The organism is Leptotrichia sp. oral taxon 215 str. W9775 (assembly GCF_000469505.1).
GTDB lineage: Bacteria > Fusobacteriota > Fusobacteriia > Fusobacteriales > Leptotrichiaceae > Leptotrichia_A.
Window position 1 is genome coordinate 187,351 of the sequence record NZ_KI272860.1, and the last position, 19,180, is coordinate 206,530.

Below are 19,180 nucleotides of genomic sequence, written 5' to 3' on the forward strand. Positions count from 1 at the left end.
TACAAGCTTACTCCTTTGCCAAAGGATGCGTTTTCATATATATATCCTTCAGCAATGCCTTACTTACATGGGTATAAACCTGTGTTGTAGAAATACTGCTATGTCCCAGCAGCTCCTGTAAATATCTTATGTCTACTCCGTTATTTAACAGTTCTGTTGCAAAAGAATGTCTGAATACGTGAGGCGTTATTTCCTTCTGTATTCCAGCCTTCTGTGCATAATTTGAAATTAACCTTCTCAATGAACGGGTTGTCAGCTTTTCACCTCTATTGTTGGTAAAAACTGTTTTCCTGCTGTAATTTCCATATTCTTTCTTTTTATCTAAAAGATACTTTTCAAGCCATTTTCTTGCAGTTTCACTGAAAAAAGTAATTCTTTCCTTATCTCCTTTTCCAATTACCCTTATTTCCCTCTCAGGAATATTTATCATATATTCACTGAGATCTATCAGTTCACTTGCCCTCATTCCGCTTGAATATAGCATTTCAATAATAAGTCTGTCCCTTACTCCTGTTATTTTTTCTGTATTTATGACATCCCTAAGTTTATTCAGATCCTCCTTATTTAATATATTTGGAAGTTCCTTTTCAAATTTAGGCATTGCAATATACGATATTTTATTAACTTTTACAACCTGCTTTTCCTGAAGATATTTGAAAAACGTTCTAAGTGCGGATATTTTTCTGTTAATACTTCGCTTAGATACAGGATTCACAGATTTTTCCTTTTTTTCTCCGTTACTTTCTGTACTTGCCTGTCTGCTTTTATCTCCAGAATTCAGATAAGCTATAAAAGATCTCACAGTTATAGTTTCAACTTCATCAAACTTAGTTATTTCCTCATATTCATCCAGATAATCTATAAACTGGTAAATATCCCTTCTGTAACTTCTAACTGTATTATAACTTTTTCCAAGTATAACTTCCTCATAATATAGAAACTTTTCTGCATGTACAGCCAAATCCTTAACTTTGCTGTTTTCATATTTTTTTTTATCCTTATCTTCATTTCTAAGCTGTTTTCCCATTAAAATACCCTCTTTTCCATTTACTTCAGGATACTAATTTCTATTTCTTTCCTGTTTTTGTTCCAGTTGTCTTTTTTGCAGATGATTTTGCTGCAGTTTTTGTTGCCGTCTTTTTAGTTGCTGTTTTCTTTGCTGTACTTTTAGTTTTTTTAGTACCTTCAGCTGCTACTGTTGACTTTTTAGCTTTTGATGCGGCTGCCGTTTTACTTTTTCCTGAAGTTTTTGATGCTCTCTTCTTATCCTTCGGAATTGCCTTTATTGTCTTACATTCAGGATAACCTGTACACGCCAGAAATTTCCCAAATCTTCCTGTTTTTATTTCAAATGGTTTACCACATTTCTCACATACTCCGGCTTCTTCCACAATTTTTCTTTCTTCATCAATAATGGCAGTAATTTCATCCTTTATTTGAAGAATTCCGTCAACTGTATTAAGTTCACCTTTTTTAAGTTTCTGCTTTATTGGTAAAGGAAGTGACATTCTTTTTTCATCATTTTTGAAGTCTTCACTTTCAAGATATTCTCCAAATCTTCCTTTTTTCACAACATATCTTTTGTTATCTTCTGTAAAGAAGTCTGTAGGAATTCCCATTTTATCAGCCATCAGTTTTTCCACTTCAGATTTTATGAAAACCTTTCCTGCTTCCATCTGTTCAGGTTCTATCGGAATATTTTTCAATGTTATCTTTTCTTCAGGATTTGTTTCTGAAACAAGATATTTTCCAAATCTTCCTGTTTTTAAAAGCATTGGATTTCCATCAGAAGAAAGAACATCAGATTCTATTCTTCTATCCTTAATTTTTTCAATCTCAACCTCATATTTGCTGATTTCCTTTTCAAGCGAATTATAGAAATTTCTTAAAAGTTCCACCCACTGGACATTTCCTTCTTCTATTTTATCCAGGTCTTCTTCCATATTTGCTGTAAATTTTATATTCATTATATCCTGAAAGTTCTTTTCCAGTTCATTTTTCACTTCATATCCAAGATATGTCGGATGAAATCTTTTTTCTATAATTTCTACATATTCCCTTGTTTTCAGTGTTTCAACTATTGAAGCATAAGTTGACGGTCTCCCTATTCCTTCAGATTCCAGTTTTTTTACAAGTGTTGCTTCTGAATATCTTGTAGGAGCCTTAGTAATTCCTTCTTCAATATTAAGTTTTTCTATATTATAGACATCACCTTCTTTAAGTACAGGAAAATCAGCAGTTTTTATTTCATCTTCCTCTTTAAAGATTTTATAATATCCATCAAAAATTACTTTATTTATAGTTCCTCTAAATTTATAATCACCATTCACTGCATTTATCTGCATCTGCTCATATTTCATAGCTGCAAACTGTGATACAAGAAATCTGTTCCAGATTAATTTATACAGCTTGTACTGGTCATTTGTCAGATAAGACTGTATTGCATCAGGTTCAAGATTTATGTCTGATGGTCTTATTCCTTCATGGGCATCCTGTACATTTGACTTGGAATTTTTTGTAACATAATATCCTACATATTCCTTACCATATTTGCCAGTTATATATTCCTTAGCCATATTTATGGCATCCATTGAAACCCTTGTGGAATCTGTTCTCATGTATGTTATTAATCCTCTGTTTTCCCCATCAATCGACAACCCTTCATATAACTGCTGGGCTATTCTCATTGTTTTAGTTGCTCCATACCCGAGATATGATGAAGCCAGCTGCTGCAATGTACTAGTCTTAAACACTAACGGCGGTCTTTGGGATTTTTTCTTTACTTCCACGCTTTCAAGTGTTAAAGATTTACCCTTCAAATCCTTTTTAAGTTTCTTGACAACTTCCTCATCAAATATCTTATCTACCTTTTCTCCTAAAATTTCCACAAGATTAACTTTAATTTCCTTTTCAAGAAGGGCATTTACCTCCCAATATTTCTGAGGAACAAAACTTCTTATTTCATCTTCCAGATCACATATAAGCTTTAATGCAACCGACTGTACTCTTCCTGCACTTGCATTTTTATTAATAGTTTTCCATAACAATGGACTTATTTTATATCCCACAATTCTATCAAGCAGTCTTCTCGCCTGCTGTGCATTTACAAGATTTTCATTTATGTTCCTAGGATTTTTTATGGCGTTATTTACAGCTGTCTTTGTAATTTCATTAAATTCTATTCTCTTTGTTTTTTCAGGCTGTTTAATATAATTGGATATATGCCATGCAATAGCTTCCCCTTCTCTATCCTGATCCGATGCCAGATATACAGTTGAAGCTTTTTTTGACTTATCCTTCAGCTTTTTCAGAACTTCACCTTTTCCTTTTATTACCTGGTATTTAGGTTCAAAGTTATTTTCTACATCTATTCCAATCTTTGTTTTAGGCAGATCTATGACATGTCCATAAGATGCCGTAACTTCATATCCCTTTCCAAGTATTTTTTCTATCGTCTTTGCTTTAGAAGGCGACTCCACTATTACAAGCTTTTTTGCCAAAATTCTCACCTCATAATTCCTTTACTCTTTGTTTCTTTATATATAGTATATTTTATTTTCATTTTTATAATTTTTATTTCTTGAATTTTTTCTGAATCACACTATTCTCATATATTTTGCAGTTCCTGTTTCTGTTATAAGTCCTTTTACTTTTAGGCTCATCAGTATTGAAAGCAGTTTATTCAAAGGAATTTCAACCTTATTTCCTTCTACCTTACCTTCATTTTCAAATAGTGTATTTTTGTTCTTATCATTGCTTGTATCATCACTCGTATTAAAATTCTGAATTTTTTTCATTATTTCTTCCAATCCAAGTTCTTCACTTAACTGTAAAAATACGATTTTTTCTTCACAAGTCAGCTTGTCTGTCTTGCTTTTCCTATTTTTTAAATCCCACAGAAATTCCTTTGCTATATCTTCTCCAGTAGTTATAAGTTTTGCCTTATTTTCCTTTATGAGATTATTACAGCCTTCAAAGGAAGGATAGTTTATAAAACCTGGAACTGCAAATATTTCCTTGTCCATCATAAATCCAAGTTCTGCAGTTATCAGAGCTCCTCCAGATTTAAAACTTTCTGCTATAAGTATTCCATCTGACAGTGCCGCTATTATCCTATTTCTTTTAGGAAAATTCCATTTCAGCGGTTTTGTTCCCAATGGATGTTCACTTACCAGTATTCCTTTTTCACTTATTTTTTCCCATAAAATCTTATTTTCATAAGGATATACAATATCAAGGCCACTACCTACTACAGCTACACTACTTCCATCCTTTTCAACTGAGGCTGAAAGAGCTACTGTGTCAATTCCTTCTGCCAGACCGCTAATCAAGGTCACATTATATTCCAGTAACTCCCTGACTATCTTCTCACATGCACTCTTTCCAAATTTTGTAACTTTTCTTGTCCCCACTACTGCAATGTTTCTTCTTTCATTATCCAGTTTTTTATTTAAATCTTTTCCCTTAACATACAAAAACAGGGGATAATCTATAAGTTCCTTTAACTTTTGCGGATATCCCTGGCTGTTTGCATCAATTATTCGTACTTTATTTCTTTCATATAATTCTGTTTTATTTTCTAAATTTATATTTCTTGATTTTTCAAGAGTTTTCTTAAGTCCACTATTAAAAAGCCTGAAATTTTCTTCAAGGAACAGTTCATCATACTCACTATAAATATTCATCAGTTTCCTAATATGACTGTCCTTCAATCCAGCTTCCTTTAATTTTAACCATCCCACAATTAACCCCCATTATTTGCTTTCAGTTTTTATTTTTAATAATATTTTTACTTGCTTGAAATCAGTTCATTTAACTCAGCTATCTCTTTTACTACTTCCTGACTAGGATTTGATCTTGCATAGTCTTTCAAGTATCCTAAAGCTTTTGAAAATTCTCCTTTTGCCTTATATGCAATCCCTATTCCAAGTTTTGCTTCAGTCTGATTAGGTGAAGTTGCCAATATTCTATTGTAGTAATCAATAGACTGGTCATAATATCCTAGAAGTCTTGAACCTATAGCTACAACAAATAGATTTCTTATATCTCCTGACACATCTTTTTTTGCAAGATTTACAGCTCTTTCATAAAGTCCATCCTTAAAATAAAGCTGACTAAGCTGATAAATTGAGCTTGCATTCTTTTTTGCAAGAACTGCGCTTTCATAACTGTTATATGTTTTAAACTTTGAACCGTCTGAAACATCATCTGTCTGAGTTACAGGTGCTGTTCCTGTATCTTCAGCTTTTGGTGCCGCCTCCGGATCCTTTGCCACTTCCTGATTTTCAGTATTATCTGTTGCTTGGGAAGTTCCAGTATCTGGAGTATTATCTGTTTTTTTTCCTCCAGGATTGACTGTAGTACTTTCTGTTTCCTTTTGTACTTCATTTGCCTTTTCAGCCAAGCTTTCCCTTACCATTACAACACTTCCCAGTATTAGTATGGACAATATCATTATTTTCTTTTTCATTTTATTATCCCTCCAAAATGAAATTTTTTATTAAAATTCCAGATTTTTAGTCGTTCTAGGGAAAGGAATTACGTCCCTTATATTTGTCATTCCTGTTATGTACATAAGCATTCTGTCAAATCCAAGTCCAAATCCTGAATGAGGTACACTTCCATATCTTCTAAGATCCAGATACCACCAGTAATCTTCTTCCTTAAGACCCATTTTATGAATTCTTTCCAAAAGAATATCGTAGTTGTCTTCCCTCTGGCTTCCACCTACTATTTCTCCAATTCCAGGTGCCAGAAGGTCTACAGCCCTTACTGTTTTTCCATCTTCATTCAATTTCATATAGAATGCCTTTATATCCTTAGGATAATCTGTTACAAACACTGGTTTTTTGAAATGTTTTTCAGCCAGATATCTTTCATGTTCTGTCTGTAAATCAATTCCCCATTCAACTTCATATTCAAAGTTCTGTTTTGAATTTTCAAGAATTTCAATAGCTTCAGTGTAAGTTATTCTTTCAAAATCTGAATTTACAAGAACATTTAATCTTTCAAACAGTTCCTTATCAATAAACTGGTTAAAGAATTCCATTTCTTCCTTAGCATGCTCCATAACATATTTTACAATATATTTTATCATTTCTTCAATTACATCCATGTTTACAACTAAATCTGCAAATGCAATTTCAGGTTCCATCATCCAGAACTCTGCCGCATGTTTAGGAGTATTTGAATGTTCTGCCCTGAATGTAGGTCCAAAAGTATAAGTATTTTTAAATGCCGTACAGAAAGTTTCCGCATTTAGCTGACCACTTACCGTAAGGTTAGATTCTTTTCCAAAGAAATCCTGTTTAAAATCTATATCTCCCTTTTCTGTTTTTGGAATATTTTCAAGATCCAATGTAGTTAATCTGAACATTTCTCCTGCACCTTCAGCGTCACTTCCAGTAATTATTGGAGTCTGAACATATACAAAATGTTTTTCCTGGAAGAATTTGTGTATTGCATAAGCCAGTACTGATCTTACTCTAAATACTGCAAAAAATGTATTTGTTCTAGGTCTAAGGTGAGCTATAGTTCTTAAAAATTCAAAAGTATGTCTTTTATTTTGTAAAGGATAATCAGAATCTGACTTGTCATAAACCTCTACTTTATCAGCTTTTATTTCATAGTCCTGTCCTTTTCCTTCTGACTTTACTAATTTTCCATAAACCTTAATTGATGAAGAAATCGTTAATTTTGATATTTCTTCAAAATTTGGTAATTTATCATCTATTACAACTTGGATTCCATTAAAAAATGTACCGTCATTTAATTCTATAAATCCAAAATTTTTCTGACTTCTAATTTTTTTTATCCATCCGTTTAGCTGTATTTCCTTATCTAGATATTTTTCAGAGTTTAACTGTAATTCTCTTAATTCTAACAACATATCTTTTTTCGCATGATTACAATGTATCTATATACCTAATCACACATCTCCTTTCTTCACCGTAAAATAATTTGTTTTATATTATATCATATTATTCAACATATTTTAAGTAGTATATCATATATATACAATAAAATTTTCTAAAATTTCTTATAGAAAATCTTATGTAAACGAATTGAAAAAGAGAGTGTCCTTAGCACTCTCTTTTTACTTAAATCTGTCTTCAAAATATGATTTATTATATCACATATTTTATTTTTTTCAATTAGTTTATTAATTTTTATCCATAAATTCAATATAATAATTTCCTATCCCCATACTTCAGGATTTTTACTCCATTCAAGGGCAATTTCAGCTTCTTTTTCTGTAAGATATTTACTTTCCTTCAGCATTTTTATGAGAATATCAAAGTTTGACAGTGATGAAAATTTACAATTATATTTTGCATAATTTTCTTCAGCACTTTTAAATCCATAAGAAAATATTGATTTTACTTCCAGTTCCTTTACTTCTTCCTTCTGAAGCACATCAACAGCAATAAGGCTACTTTTTCCAGTAGTTATAAGATCTTCTATTACCGTTACTTTTTTACCTTTTACTTCTGCACCTTCAATCTGTTTTCCTGCTCCATGATCTTTTGGCTTATTTCTTATGTAGCACAATGGTTTTTTCATCCTGTCGGCAATGAATGCCGCCCATGGAATTCCTGCTGTTGCAACTCCTGCTATAACATCTGTGTCCTTATCAATTCTTTCAACAAAGCTTTCAACTATTATATCCCTTTCATCTGAAAATCCAAGTATATACCTGTTATCACAGTAAATAGGGCTTTTTATTCCTGAAGCAAATGTAAAAGGTTCTTTTACGTTTATTTTCACTGCCTTCACATCAAACAGTGCTTTTGCCACTTTTTCTTCCAACGTTAGATTTGCCATAATTTATATTTTCCTTTCTCTTTTTTTATAAGTATCTGATATAAACTATTTCATTTATTCAAAAAATTCTACTGACTTTCCTTTTTTTACATTTTCATTTATTTTCTCATTTTCATAGACAATTTCACCATTAACTACTGTCATTATATTTTTTCCCTTTAATTTCCAGTTTTCATACGGAGTCCAGCCACATTTTGATTCAAGTGTATCGTCAAAACCTGCAATCCATTCCTTTTCTGTATCTACCACAATCACATCTGCATAATAACCTTCCTTCAGCTTTCCTCTTCTTGCTATTTTCATTATTTCTGCAGGATTTTCACACATCAGTTTCTGTATAGCAGGTAATTCTATTCTTCCTTCGTTATACGCAGTAAGCATTAAGGCGAGGGACGTTTCCACACCAGGCATTCCAAAAGTAACCTTCTCCAGCTTTTCGTCAATCAGATGAGGAGCATGATCCGTTCCTATAGTATCTACCAGTCCTTCATTTACAGCTTTCCATAAAAACTCATTGTCAGATTTTTTTCTCAGTTCAGGTTTCATTCTTAAAAGCATTTTATTTCTTTCACTGCTTTCCCTTATTTCTTCATTTAGAAACAGATGATGCGGAGTAACTTCAGCATAGATAGGATGCATTTCATTATTCAGTCTGCTATCCTTTTTAGCTTCTATGACTTTTTTCAGTTCTTCAGCAGATGGAATATGACATACATAAAGACCTTTTCCATACTTCTGATTCAGCCCGATTGCCTTATCAATCATTTCATTTTCAGCATGAACTAATACAAGTCCTGAATTTTGAAATACTCCCTTTAATATTTCATCATCTTCAATGAGCATTTCTCCTGTTGTTACATTCATAAAAATTTTTACGGTATTTACTTCTTTTTTATCGAATACTTTTTTTATTTCACTTATATTATTATTTTTACTTCCTCCAAAATGGATTCCAAAATTCACAATTGATTTTTTTCCTGCCAGTTCCTTTTTATTTAAAAGATTTTCTAAAGTCGTAGTTGTCGGAACAGTATTCGGCATGTCATAAAAAGTTGTAATCCCGGCTTTGGCACACGCCTTCGATCCTGTCTCAAAATCTTCCTTGTATGTAACTCCAGGCTCTCTCATATGAGTGTGCACATCAATGACTCCAGGCATTATAAGTTTTTTTTCAACATCAATGACCTTCACATTTTCCCTATTTAAATATTCCTTCTCTTCTATGTTTTCAGAAATCTTTTCAATTTTTTCTCCATTTATTAATATTTCAATTTTTTTCCCGAAAACATCAGTACCATTTTTTAAAAGAATAATTTTATTTTTTTCCATTTCTGCTCCTGATTTTATTTTTTATAAAGCTTCCGAAATTTCTTCCAGTATCATTTCACTTGCTTTTACCGGATCTTCAGCTTTTGTTATAGGTCTTCCCACAACAAGAAAGTCCACTCCCTGCTTTATGGCATCAAAAGGGGTCATTATTCTTGTCTGGTCGTCATTACTTTTATTGTCGGCATTTAAAGTAAATTTTGGACGCACTCCTGGACATACAGTTACAAAATCATTCCCTGCCATTTCCTTTATTTTTTTAGATTCCTGTGAAGAGCACACTACTCCATTCATTCCACTTTTTTTAGCCAGATTTGCAAGATTTAACACCACTTCTTCCAGTTTCATACTGCTTCTGAACATTTCCTGCAAATCCTCTTCACCTAAGTTTGTCAGCACTGTCACACCAATAAGAAGACTTTCAGACCCGCTTTCCTTTACAAGCTCTGCCACTTCCTTCATTGTTCTACTTCCATTTGAACAGTGTATATTAAACATAAATACATTTTTTCCTGCCGCATTTGCACATGCCATTTTCACAGTATTTGTTATATCATGAAATTTCAGATCCAGAAATACTTTCTTCCCTTTTTCATGCAGATAATCAACCAGTTTACCATCTGTACTTAAAAAACTTTCAAGACCGACTTTATAGATTGAAATTTTATCTCCCAGTCTTTCAGTTAACTTTACTGCATCTTCCATATTATTGTAATCCAATGCAACAATAAGCCTATTTTTTGCTTCCTCTTTTATTTTATTCAACTTTTTCCTCCCTTTAATTTTTTATTTTTATTTTTTTCATTCACTTATAATTTCAATTCTAATTCTTCTTCTGATATTGTTCTTTCACAGTAGAAACATTTATATTTGATTTCATGATTTTCTTCATTAAGCTGTTTTATAAATTTTGTTTCAACATTTTCATGATTTGAAATACATTTATTATTTCCGCACTTCATTAATCCCACTATTTCATTTGGAATTGCAAGCTGAATTTTCTTCACAACTTTATAATTTTCAATTATATTTATTGTTACATGATCAGAAAGCAATGCAATTTTATTCAGTTCACTTTCATCCAGAACTTTATCTTCTATTTTTATTATCCCTTTTTTTCCAAGCGAAGTACTTTTTAAGTTTATGGCAACTGTAACTACTTCATTATATCCTCTAAGTTTTAAAAGTTCCACTATTGCAAATACCTTTTCTGACGGTATGTGATCTATAACTATTCCATTTTTTAACGCTGTTATCTGTAATTCTCTAGCTTTTTCTTCCATGTGCTATTCCCTTCTTTCCATTTTTATTTTATTTATCCTCGAATACTATTTTCAATCTAGTAACTTGTACTTTTTCTAATCTTTTATTTCTATTTCCTATTTTCTCCTTATTTAAAAGTATCTTTTACCTTATCCAGAACCTTCATCATCATTGCCTGTCTTACAGGTATTCCGTTCTTTGCCTGTTTAAAATACAGTGCATGCTTTGTTTCATCCAAATCTGTAGATATTTCATCAACTCTAGGAAGCGGATGAAGTATTATCATATCTTCCTTACATTTTCCTAAAATATTTTCCTTATTAATTACATAAACCCCTTTTACCTTTTGATAGTCTTCTATATCCGGAAATCTTTCCTTCTGTATTCTTGTCATGTAAAAAACATCTATTTTATCAAGGCAGTCTCTGAAATCTTCTAAAATTTCATATTTTATATTATTTTTATCTAGATCATCTATAAGATATGCCGGCATTTGAAGTATTTCAGGAGATACAAAATAAATTGTCGGATTAAAATGTGTCAAAGCTTTAACAAGCGAATGCACAGTTCTTCCATATTTTAAATCTCCAACAAAGGCTATTGACAGGTTACTCAGTGTACCTTTTTCTTCTTTTATTGTATATAAATCAAGTAATGTCTGACTTGGATGCTGATTTGATCCATCTCCTGCATTAATTACAGGCTTTTTCGAAGTTGTTGAGGCTAATCTTGCGGCACCGTCATTTGGGTGTCTTACAACAATTACATCTGAATAGGATTCCACCATTCTAATTGTGTCTGAAAATGATTCACCTTTTTTCACTGACGACTGTTCCAGCGGCGGAAGCTGCAGCACCTGTGCTCCCAGTCTAAAAGCAGCTGATTCAAAGGACATTTTAGTTCTTGTACTTGGTTCAAAAAATAATGTTGCAATAATTTTTCCTTTTAAAAAATTCAATTTTTCTTCTTCAGAAGAATTTTCTATTTTTTCTGCTATTTCCAGAATTTCCAGTATTTCCTCTTTGCTCATGTCATTCATTGAAATAATGTCTTTCATTTTCTTTCTACCTCCATAATTTAATTTTTGATATAAAAAAAGGGAACAATCAGTATTAGAAATATCTAATACTATTATTCCCTTCTATATAAATATTACTTAATTTTAAAAACGAAACATCTGGCTTTTCTTGTTTTTTAAAGGTAAAATACATACCTGATTTTATAAAAAACTTGAAAAATAATAATGAAAGGAAATCAAAAATACCATTTTTTTTCATTTTTGCTATTAATGTGAGGTTGTTTTCTGCATATTTTTTCATTTCACATCACCTTTCAAAATCATTTCTATAAACCTTTAGTATTTTAGCAAATTTTTTTCTTTTTTTCAATATCTAAATTTATTAAATTTCAATTAACGAATTCGTATTCCAAATGTGTAATATCTTTTATTTCCTCCAGTACTTCTTCATGCTCCTTTTCATCATTTCCATTTTTATAAATAATTTTCCCTATATTTAAATCTGACTTTTTAAGTAAATCAACTGTAAGAAGCACCTGATTTAAAAGCCCTTTTTTATTCTTTGCCACTATAACTATTTCAGATTTTTTTCTATATTCACATATAAAATCAAGAATGCTGTAATATCCCTCCAGCGGAAGAAGCAGTCCTCCTATTATTCTTATAAATACACAGTCATTTTCACTTATTGCTTTTCCCACTTTATTTCTTAAATCAACAAGAGAAAAATCGTTTTTTGAAACTTCAGAAGCATTTTCTTCAAATTCATTTATACGGGATTTTATAATTAAAGTTTCACATTTTTTACCTTTTAAAAACTTCTCCCTATAATTTTCTTCAACTTCTTTTTTTCCTGCATCAATTTCAGTTCCAATAACAAATAATATTTTCCCCTTTTCCTCTTCCTTATGTTTTACAATATGGTGTCTTCTACATCTTGCTTCATAGTTTTCAGATGCCCCCACCATAACAAGAGGATCATCATAATAGGCAGGTTCTCCATTAATCAGTCTCTGGCTTGCATAGGCAGGTTTCCCGCATACTGTACATATTGCATTTAGTTTATCAACTCTGTCTGAAATACTCATTAATTCAGGCACAGGATGATAAGGTTCCGCCCTGAAACTCAAATCAAGCCCTGCTACTATTATTCTTTTACCATATTCAACATACTTTTTGCAGAATCTCACTACATCTTCTCCAAGGAACTGCACTTCATCTATTCCTATTACCTGTGCATCAATATTTTCAGTCATTATTTCTTCCATCTGATTTACAGAATTTACCGAATAAGCTTCAAGACTTTCTTTCCCATGGGAATATATCCCCTTTTCGCCGTATCTATTATCAATAGACGGACTAAAGACAACTATTTTCTGCTTTGCATACTTTGCTCTTCTCAATCTTCTTATAAGTTCTTCACTTTTTCCTGAAAACATACTCCCGGTAATAACTTCAAGAGAGCCCATGCTGACTATATTTTTATTTATCTGAAATTCCATTTAGAAAATCTCCTCATCATATACTTCTGCACCCTTTAAGTTCAGTTTTTTCTTTTCAATAGTCCATTTATCTTCTAGTGTATCAAGCATCTGTTTCATATTTTCAAGAAATTCATCATTATCATAATTTAACGAGATCAAAGTTGGTCCTGCACCACTTATATATTCTCCAAGTGCTCCATATTCCTTCGATGCCGCAAATATTTTTTCAGAATTATTTATTAATGCAAATCTGTATGGCTGGTGTATCTTATCTCCTAAAAGAAATCTTAAATTACTGTAATCTTTTTTATTAAATGCATTAACAAGAAGTCCAAGTTTTGACATATTGTTAATTGCATCTGATACAAGATACGACTTTGGCAGTACACTTCTTGCCCTTTCTGTAGACAGTTTAAAATCAGGAATCATAACATAGAAACATAATTCCTCAGTATCTGATATTGTACTGTACACTATATTTTCTTTATCATGGGCAGTCAGAACCATTCCTCCAAATATGGCAGGAACTACATTATCAGGATGACCTTCCATTTTAATGGCAAGTTCTGCTATTTTATCAATACTTAAAGGATTTCCTGCAAATGTATTTGCTATAAGTATTCCTGCAACAATGGCACTTGAACTGCTTCCAAGTCCTCTTGCTAAAGGAATATCATTTCTTATAATATTTACTTTATAGCTTGGCAAGTTTTTTACAAGATATTTTTCTGTAAATTTTATTGCTTCAAATATGTAGTTATCTTCTATCGGTATGGAAAAAGGCTTTCCATTTTCAAGAAATTCTATTTTATCACTTTCTTCCACTTCCAGTTCAAGCAGATAATCTAATGCCAACCCTAGACAGTCATATCCAACACCAATATTTGCTGATGTTGCCGGTACTCTTACTTTAAATCTTAAACTCATTTTTATTACCTTCCTATTTTTGTTATTAAATTATTGTATCATATTTTTCATTTTAAATTCAAATAATAAACTTTTCTCTCTGCATTAGTTTTATTACACTATATATATTATGTATAATTCTATATATTTTTTATATTTTTCATATACAATTTTCAAGTATAATTATTCTTTAATACCCATTTTTTCTGTGATATTATATATTTAATATCATTATAAATTTATATAACTCTAAGTTATTTCTAAGTTTTAGGTTGTATAATACTGTTACCAAAGTTCAAAGGTAGATTGGAGGTTACATGAAAAGAATAGTAATACTGGCTGGAGTTCTTCTATTATCTGTTTCTGCTTTCGCGGCAAAAACAAGTAATTTAGAGAATACAATTCAAAGCCATTATAACAATAGAGAGCTTAATGTTGAAAAATCTAATTCGAAAAAAGTTTCCCAAACTGAAAAAAACATTTCGTCAACTAAAGTAGGTGTTAGAGATCAAATCATAGCATTTGCTCAAAGAAAATTAGGTTCTCCATATGTATGGGGTGCAACTGGCCCTAATAGCTTTGATTGTTCAGGTTTTGTTGGATATGTGTTCAAATCAGCAGCTAATTTGACGTTACCTAGAGTATCCAGTGATCAGGCAACATTCAAACCAAAAATTTCATCAATGAATATGAAAAAAGGTGATTTGGTGTTTTTTAATACAACTGGTAAAGGGATTTCGCATGTAGGTATCTATATGGGAAATAGACAGTTCATTCACGCTTCTTCAGGAAGTAGAAGAGTTACTGTTTCCAGTTTAGATAGTAGTTTTTACAGCAAAACATTTAGATGGGCTATAAATCCATTTAGTTAGGAATATTAACAGAAATATAAATTAGTAGAATAGTAAAAAAATTAAATTTAAAATTAAAATTAGAAGACTTTGGAATGGCAACGAACTTATTAAATAAGTTCCTTGCCTTTTTCTTTTTATATGAATATTTTTTCCAATGTCTATTTATTTCTTAAATTATTAAAGGAACTGATTTTTATTTTCTGATATGTTTTATCTGTTTTTCTAATTTTTTATAAATTCATGTAAGAAGTTATAGTACATCTCTACTGTATTTTTATCTGTTTCAAGTTTCTGATATTCACTGAAACCTTCTATTCCCATATTTACTTCCGGATTTCTATACTTCATTTCACTGTCAATTACTCTTTTAGCAGACATATGAAAGGCTGATGCATGAGTATAATTAAGCATGTCTTCAAGTTTTTCCAAGGAATCAATACCACATGCCATCATTACTTCAGGAGAGCCTTTTTCTCTTTCTGTTTTTCCTTCTTTGGAAATTTCCACAAGTTTTTTTATAAGTTCTTTTCCTTCTATTGCTGTTTTTTTCTGCCCTGATGTCAGTAATATATCTATTCCGAGTTCTTTTATATCCTTAAATGCCTTTATAGGATCCTTACACATATCAAATGCCCTATGAAAAGTCACTTTCATATTTCCTCTTTCAGCAAGTACTTTTTTCATGTTTTCAACATCAACTTCTCCGTCTTTATTCAACATTCCTATAACTACTCCATCAGCACCAAGTTCCCTAAATTTTATAACTTCATCCCTTATTATATTTACTTCATGCTCAGAATACAGGAAATCTCCAAATCTTGGTCTTATAAGTATATGAACAGGTAATTCTGTATTTCTTTTCACCTCATTAAACAATGCTTCTGTAGGAGTTGTACCTCCTATTACCAGATTACTGCATAACTCAAGTCTTTTTCCTGAACCTTTTCCAGCATTTATTACTGATTCAACACTGTCTACACATAATTCATAAGTATAATCTGTAAAATTTTTTGACATTTTTTTCTCCTTTTATTCACTCCTGTAATTACATCTTTAACTTAATTTTACCCAATACTTTCCATAATTCTTTTTCTTCTGTCAAAAGTGACTATTTCATTTATTCCATATCCTTTTACATATTCAGCCGCTTCCTTTATTTTCATTCCCACATGTTCAGGCTGATGTGCATCACTTGTTAATATTACTGGAATATTATACTTTTTCACATATTCCATAAAATCAGGATAAGGTGTTATCTCTTCTATCGGATATCTGTGAAGTGTTCCGGTATTCACATCTACAATCATATTATTTTCCTTTAGAATTTTTGCAGTTTTTTCAAGCAGATTATCTACATCTCTTTTTTCCGGAATATTTTTAAATAACCTTAAGTTAAAAGGATGTCCCAGTACATCATAAAAACCTGTACTTGCGACATTCTCAATTTCTTCTGCATAATCCTTCCATATTTCCTTCAAATTTCTTTCATTAAACTTATGTTTTAACCCACTGAAGTCAAATCCCCATCCCTTTATAAAATGAATGGAAACTATTAAATAGTCCCATTCATATTTTGACAGAATTTCCTGTACCCTTTTCTGATTATGAAAGTTACACACTTCCAAACCAAATTTTACAGGATATTCCTTTGATTTCAAATAATTTATAAAGTCCCTGTATTCATCAAGGGTATGCACAAATTTTGACTTAGGATTATCAAGCCATTTTTTCTGAAACTCCCCAATTTCAGAGTTATCAAGAATTAATTCCTCATAGTATAAATCCTTGAATTCCTTAAATCCATGGGTATGCTCACTAATTCCTATTTCATGAAGACCTTTTTTTTCTGCCTCCTGAAAAAATAATTTTACCCAGTTTTCATCGTAACTTCCATATTCAAAATGCATATGATAATCAGTCAACATTTGCTTCCACCACTTTCTCTATTTTTTTTCTTCTGTAACTTTCCATCCTTGGCTATCTTTTACAAAGTGTACTTTAGATGTTGCAAGATTTATTTTCTTAGTTTTTGTAAGATATTCATATTGTAATTTTATGTATTCTTCAATATTTATATCTACTTGTGATCTGACTTTATCTATTTTAGCATATTTTTTATAATTGTCATTTAAATATTTATTCATTGCAGTTTCATCATATCCTTTAATAAGGAATATAACTTCACCGTTATTTCCATTTTCATTTATCTTATAAACAAGAACTTCAAACTGTTCAATAAGCATTGTATTTGTTTCATCCCACTTTTTCTGTAAATCAGCATCATTCTTTTCACTTACATATTTATCTACATTAGGATTTATTGTTTGCAGTAATTCCCTTGAACCATAATTTGAAATTTCCTGTAATGCCTTTGCATAATCTTCTGCAGCTTCCTTCAATGTTGCAAATCTTTTTATCCCATCTTTTCCAACAGTTTCAGTTTTAGCTGGTTTAGGTGCCGCTGCACTCTTAGGCTGTGATACAGGTGCCGTTCCTTTTTTTGTTTCTGCTACAACTACTAATTGGGCTAAAATTAATAGCGTTAATAAAATTTTTTTCATTTTTTTATCCCTCCGATACTATTTATTTCTAAAAATTTTTCAATACTTTTATCTTTTGTATAATTAAATTCCCTGATAGACCTCTCCTCAAACTGTCCGTAATTTTTCTTCAGTTCATTTACTGCTTCCTTCAATATCTCTCCATTTCTTACCCTATGTGATATTCCACGAAAAGCCATCTCCAGAAAATCTACATCTGCATATTTGAGTAAAACCCTTTCCAATCGAATCCAATTAAATGTTTTTTCAAATTCTTCTGTAAAAAAATTTTTATTATAAGATAAATTATATAATATTTTTTTTTCAATATCATTAATATTATCATTGAAAATTCTATAAAAATTTTTAGACAGAAAATGATCAATAAACATATCAGATACAATTCCTTTAAAATGATGAAATTTTTCATGCAGTAAATCATTCAGAAAATTTTCATTCCTGTCAGAAACACCATCTATTATTCTATGGAGAACAAGCCCTTCTTTTAGGTTATCAGGCAAATCTATACTCTCAATTTTCCCTTTATAAAAATCTCCTGCAAAATTACCGTATAAAGTTTCTCTGTTTTTATCAATTTTTTCATCAATTTCCAGTGAAATCATTGAATGTCCTAAAAAATTCATTTTTCTCCTTAGTTTTCTAATGTAAATCCAGTTTTTCCCTTTTCAGTTTTGCCAAACCTGCCAATGAAGTTTCCTTATAATTTTCATGTAAATCTTTTCCTGTCTGAAGCATTGTTTCTACAACTTCATCAAGCGAGATAAAATGCCCTTCTCCTGACATCATGCTGTAATATGCGCAGTCTATTGCTTTTGCAGCATAAATGGCATTTCTTTCAATACATGGAATCTGAACATAACCCAGCATAGGATCGCATGTCATTCCAAGACAATGCTCCATTGCAATTTCTGCAGCATATTCTACCTGATTTACATCTCCTCCAAGTATATGAGCCACCATTCCTGCTCCCATTGAACAGGCTACTCCAACTTCTCCCTGACAACCTACTTCCGCTCCTGAAATAGAAGCATTCTGCTTATATACATTTCCAATAATTCCGGCTACAGACAGTGCATTTATAATATCTTCTTCAGAAAGATCATTTTCCCTCTGATATGTCTTTAAAATTGCAGGAATTAATCCTGAAGCCCCACATGTAGGAGCAGTTACTACTTTTCCCGCACTTGCATTTTCTTCAGAAGCTGCCAATGCATATGAATATACTCTTCCCTTTGTATCTCTTATTGGAGATTTTTTAAATTTTTCATAAAAACTTTTTGCCTTTCTCTCTATCTTAAGTTTTCCAGGCAGCAATCCTTCTGTGTGTAATCCTTTTTTTATTGTTTCATCCATTGTTTTCCATATTGTTTTCAGATAATCCCTTATTTCAATGCCTTCATATCTCACTACATATTCCGGTAATGTTATATTTTCCTTTATACAGTATTCCTGAATTTCATGAAAGTTTTTCTGTGGATAAACTTCAAATTTTGTTTCTTTTCTTGAAATTTTGCTATTTTTTTCGATTCCAGTTCCATCGACTATACTTCCTCCTCCTACAGAAAAGTAAAGCTTTTCCTTAAGAGGATTTTTCATTTCAGTATCTTCAAGGGAATATGCCAATATTTTCAATCCATTTGTATGAAAATCATACACAACTTCAGGCATAAAAATAACTTCCACATTATCCTTTTTAACATTTTGTAATCTTTCCCTCACTATGTAATCTGTCAAATGTCCTTTCCCTGTTGCTGCAAGACTTCCATATAGTTCCACTTTGTACTTGATATTATTCCCATCATATTCATTTTCTATAATTTTTCTAAATTCCTTTGCCGCCTTTTCTGGTCCCATAGTATGACTACTTGACGGACCATTACCTATTTTATAAAACTCTCTGAGCGATTCCATTTTTCCTCCAGTTTTTTCTTTCTTCTTTTTATA

Annotated in this window: 18 protein-coding genes; 1 reads left to right on the plus strand and 17 read right to left on the minus strand. The window is 31.4% G+C overall.

Annotated features, from left to right (window positions below):
- Positions 1-7: 7 nt before the first annotated feature.
- From xerA to thrB, 12 genes are all read right to left on the minus strand, one after another.
- Positions 8-1,027, minus strand: coding sequence for a site-specific tyrosine recombinase/integron integrase (xerA, locus tag HMPREF1984_RS07800; protein ID WP_021767416.1), 1,020 nt, complete (start codon positions 1,025-1,027; stop codon positions 8-10).
- A gap of 40 nt (positions 1,028-1,067) precedes the next feature.
- Positions 1,068-3,500, minus strand: coding sequence for a type I DNA topoisomerase (gene topA / locus HMPREF1984_RS07805; RefSeq protein WP_036100200.1), 2,433 nt, complete (start codon positions 3,498-3,500; stop codon positions 1,068-1,070).
- Between the two features lie 96 nt (positions 3,501-3,596).
- On the minus strand, positions 3,597-4,742 hold the full coding sequence (dprA, locus tag HMPREF1984_RS07810) for a DNA-processing protein DprA (protein ID WP_021767418.1): 1,146 nt from the start codon (positions 4,740-4,742) through the stop codon (positions 3,597-3,599).
- A gap of 47 nt (positions 4,743-4,789) precedes the next feature.
- Positions 4,790-5,470 carry a lipopolysaccharide assembly protein LapB gene (locus HMPREF1984_RS07815; protein WP_021767419.1) on the minus strand — a complete coding sequence of 227 codons (681 nt, stop codon included), beginning with the start codon at positions 5,468-5,470 and terminating at the stop codon, positions 4,790-4,792.
- A gap of 30 nt (positions 5,471-5,500) precedes the next feature.
- On the minus strand, positions 5,501-6,889 hold the full coding sequence (gene asnS, locus HMPREF1984_RS07820; protein ID WP_021767420.1) for an asparagine--tRNA ligase: 1,389 nt from the start codon (positions 6,887-6,889) through the stop codon (positions 5,501-5,503).
- A 308-nt stretch (positions 6,890-7,197) separates the two neighbouring features.
- Complete coding sequence (pyrE, locus tag HMPREF1984_RS07825; RefSeq protein WP_021767422.1) at positions 7,198-7,824, minus strand: orotate phosphoribosyltransferase; 627 nt, start codon at positions 7,822-7,824, stop codon at positions 7,198-7,200.
- 54 nt (positions 7,825-7,878) lie between these two features.
- Entirely contained in the window at positions 7,879-9,153 is a 1,275-nt protein-coding gene (locus HMPREF1984_RS07830) for a dihydroorotase family protein (RefSeq protein WP_021767423.1), read from the minus strand.
- 21 nt (positions 9,154-9,174) lie between these two features.
- Positions 9,175-9,915, minus strand: coding sequence for an orotidine-5'-phosphate decarboxylase (gene pyrF, locus HMPREF1984_RS07835; RefSeq protein WP_021767424.1), 741 nt, complete (start codon positions 9,913-9,915; stop codon positions 9,175-9,177).
- 44 nt (positions 9,916-9,959) lie between these two features.
- A complete protein-coding gene (pyrI, locus tag HMPREF1984_RS07840) occupies positions 9,960-10,433 on the minus strand; it encodes an aspartate carbamoyltransferase regulatory subunit (protein WP_021767425.1) in 474 nt (157 codons plus the stop codon).
- 107 nt (positions 10,434-10,540) lie between these two features.
- A complete protein-coding gene (gene pyrB, locus HMPREF1984_RS07845) occupies positions 10,541-11,470 on the minus strand; it encodes an aspartate carbamoyltransferase (protein WP_021767426.1) in 930 nt (309 codons plus the stop codon).
- Positions 11,471-11,820: 350 nt separating this feature from the next.
- Positions 11,821-12,933: a thymidine kinase gene (locus HMPREF1984_RS11710; protein ID WP_021767428.1), complete on the minus strand. Its 1,113-nt coding sequence runs from the start codon at positions 12,931-12,933 to the stop codon at positions 11,821-11,823.
- On the minus strand, positions 12,934-13,842 hold the full coding sequence (gene thrB, locus HMPREF1984_RS07860; protein WP_021767429.1) for a homoserine kinase: 909 nt from the start codon (positions 13,840-13,842) through the stop codon (positions 12,934-12,936). It lies immediately after the preceding gene.
- Between the two features lie 296 nt (positions 13,843-14,138).
- Here thrB and HMPREF1984_RS07865 point away from each other — a divergent pair, with 296 nt between their 5' ends.
- Positions 14,139-14,693, plus strand: a complete 555-nt coding sequence (locus HMPREF1984_RS07865; protein WP_021767430.1) for a C40 family peptidase — start codon at positions 14,139-14,141, stop codon at positions 14,691-14,693.
- A 204-nt stretch (positions 14,694-14,897) separates the two neighbouring features.
- On the opposite strand, the gene HMPREF1984_RS07870 is transcribed toward HMPREF1984_RS07865, so the two are convergent.
- The 5 genes from HMPREF1984_RS07870 to HMPREF1984_RS07890 are packed head-to-tail and all read right to left on the minus strand — an operon-like array spanning position 14,898 to position 19,147.
- Complete coding sequence (locus HMPREF1984_RS07870; protein ID WP_021767431.1) at positions 14,898-15,692, minus strand: copper homeostasis protein CutC; 795 nt, start codon at positions 15,690-15,692, stop codon at positions 14,898-14,900.
- 47 nt (positions 15,693-15,739) lie between these two features.
- Positions 15,740-16,600 (minus strand): histidinol-phosphatase, encoded by an 861-nt coding sequence (locus HMPREF1984_RS07875; protein ID WP_021767432.1) that lies wholly within the window; start codon positions 16,598-16,600, stop codon positions 15,740-15,742.
- Between the two features lie 18 nt (positions 16,601-16,618).
- Positions 16,619-17,236 (minus strand): hypothetical protein, encoded by a 618-nt coding sequence (locus tag HMPREF1984_RS07880; protein WP_021767433.1) that lies wholly within the window; start codon positions 17,234-17,236, stop codon positions 16,619-16,621.
- Complete coding sequence (locus HMPREF1984_RS07885; protein WP_021767434.1) at positions 17,233-17,859, minus strand: ACP phosphodiesterase; 627 nt, start codon at positions 17,857-17,859, stop codon at positions 17,233-17,235. The genes HMPREF1984_RS07880 and HMPREF1984_RS07885 overlap by 4 nt, the downstream gene beginning before the upstream one ends.
- Positions 17,860-17,875: 16 nt before the next feature.
- Positions 17,876-19,147 carry an L-serine ammonia-lyase gene (locus tag HMPREF1984_RS07890; RefSeq protein ID WP_021767435.1) on the minus strand — a complete coding sequence of 424 codons (1,272 nt, stop codon included), beginning with the start codon at positions 19,145-19,147 and terminating at the stop codon, positions 17,876-17,878.
- Positions 19,148-19,180 lie beyond the last annotated feature (33 nt).

Excerpts from the sequence above, each read along its gene's own strand:
- xerA (WP_021767416.1), bottom strand. The coding sequence starts at position 1,027 with ATGGGAAAACAGCTTAGAAATGAAGATAAGGATAAAAAAAAATATGAA.
- HMPREF1984_RS07815 (WP_021767419.1), bottom strand. The coding sequence starts at position 5,470 with ATGAAAAAGAAAATAATGATATTGTCCATACTAATACTGGGAAGTGTT.
- asnS (WP_021767420.1), bottom strand. The coding sequence starts at position 6,889 with ATGTTGTTAGAATTAAGAGAATTACAGTTAAACTCTGAAAAATATCTA.
- pyrE (WP_021767422.1), bottom strand. The coding sequence starts at position 7,824 with ATGGCAAATCTAACGTTGGAAGAAAAAGTGGCAAAAGCACTGTTTGAT.
- HMPREF1984_RS07830 (WP_021767423.1), bottom strand. The coding sequence starts at position 9,153 with ATGGAAAAAAATAAAATTATTCTTTTAAAAAATGGTACTGATGTTTTC.
- pyrI (WP_021767425.1), bottom strand. The coding sequence starts at position 10,433 with ATGGAAGAAAAAGCTAGAGAATTACAGATAACAGCGTTAAAAAATGGA.
- pyrB (WP_021767426.1), bottom strand. The coding sequence starts at position 11,470 with ATGAAAGACATTATTTCAATGAATGACATGAGCAAAGAGGAAATACTG.
- HMPREF1984_RS11710 (WP_021767428.1), bottom strand. The coding sequence starts at position 12,933 with ATGGAATTTCAGATAAATAAAAATATAGTCAGCATGGGCTCTCTTGAA.
- thrB (WP_021767429.1), bottom strand. The coding sequence starts at position 13,842 with ATGAGTTTAAGATTTAAAGTAAGAGTACCGGCAACATCAGCAAATATT.
- HMPREF1984_RS07865 (WP_021767430.1), top strand. The coding sequence starts at position 14,139 with ATGAAAAGAATAGTAATACTGGCTGGAGTTCTTCTATTATCTGTTTCT.
- HMPREF1984_RS07870 (WP_021767431.1), bottom strand. The coding sequence starts at position 15,692 with ATGTCAAAAAATTTTACAGATTATACTTATGAATTATGTGTAGACAGT.
- HMPREF1984_RS07875 (WP_021767432.1), bottom strand. The coding sequence starts at position 16,600 with ATGTTGACTGATTATCATATGCATTTTGAATATGGAAGTTACGATGAA.
- HMPREF1984_RS07880 (WP_021767433.1), bottom strand. The coding sequence starts at position 17,236 with ATGAAAAAAATTTTATTAACGCTATTAATTTTAGCCCAATTAGTAGTT.
- HMPREF1984_RS07885 (WP_021767434.1), bottom strand. The coding sequence starts at position 17,859 with ATGAATTTTTTAGGACATTCAATGATTTCACTGGAAATTGATGAAAAA.
- HMPREF1984_RS07890 (WP_021767435.1), bottom strand. The coding sequence starts at position 19,147 with ATGGAATCGCTCAGAGAGTTTTATAAAATAGGTAATGGTCCGTCAAGT.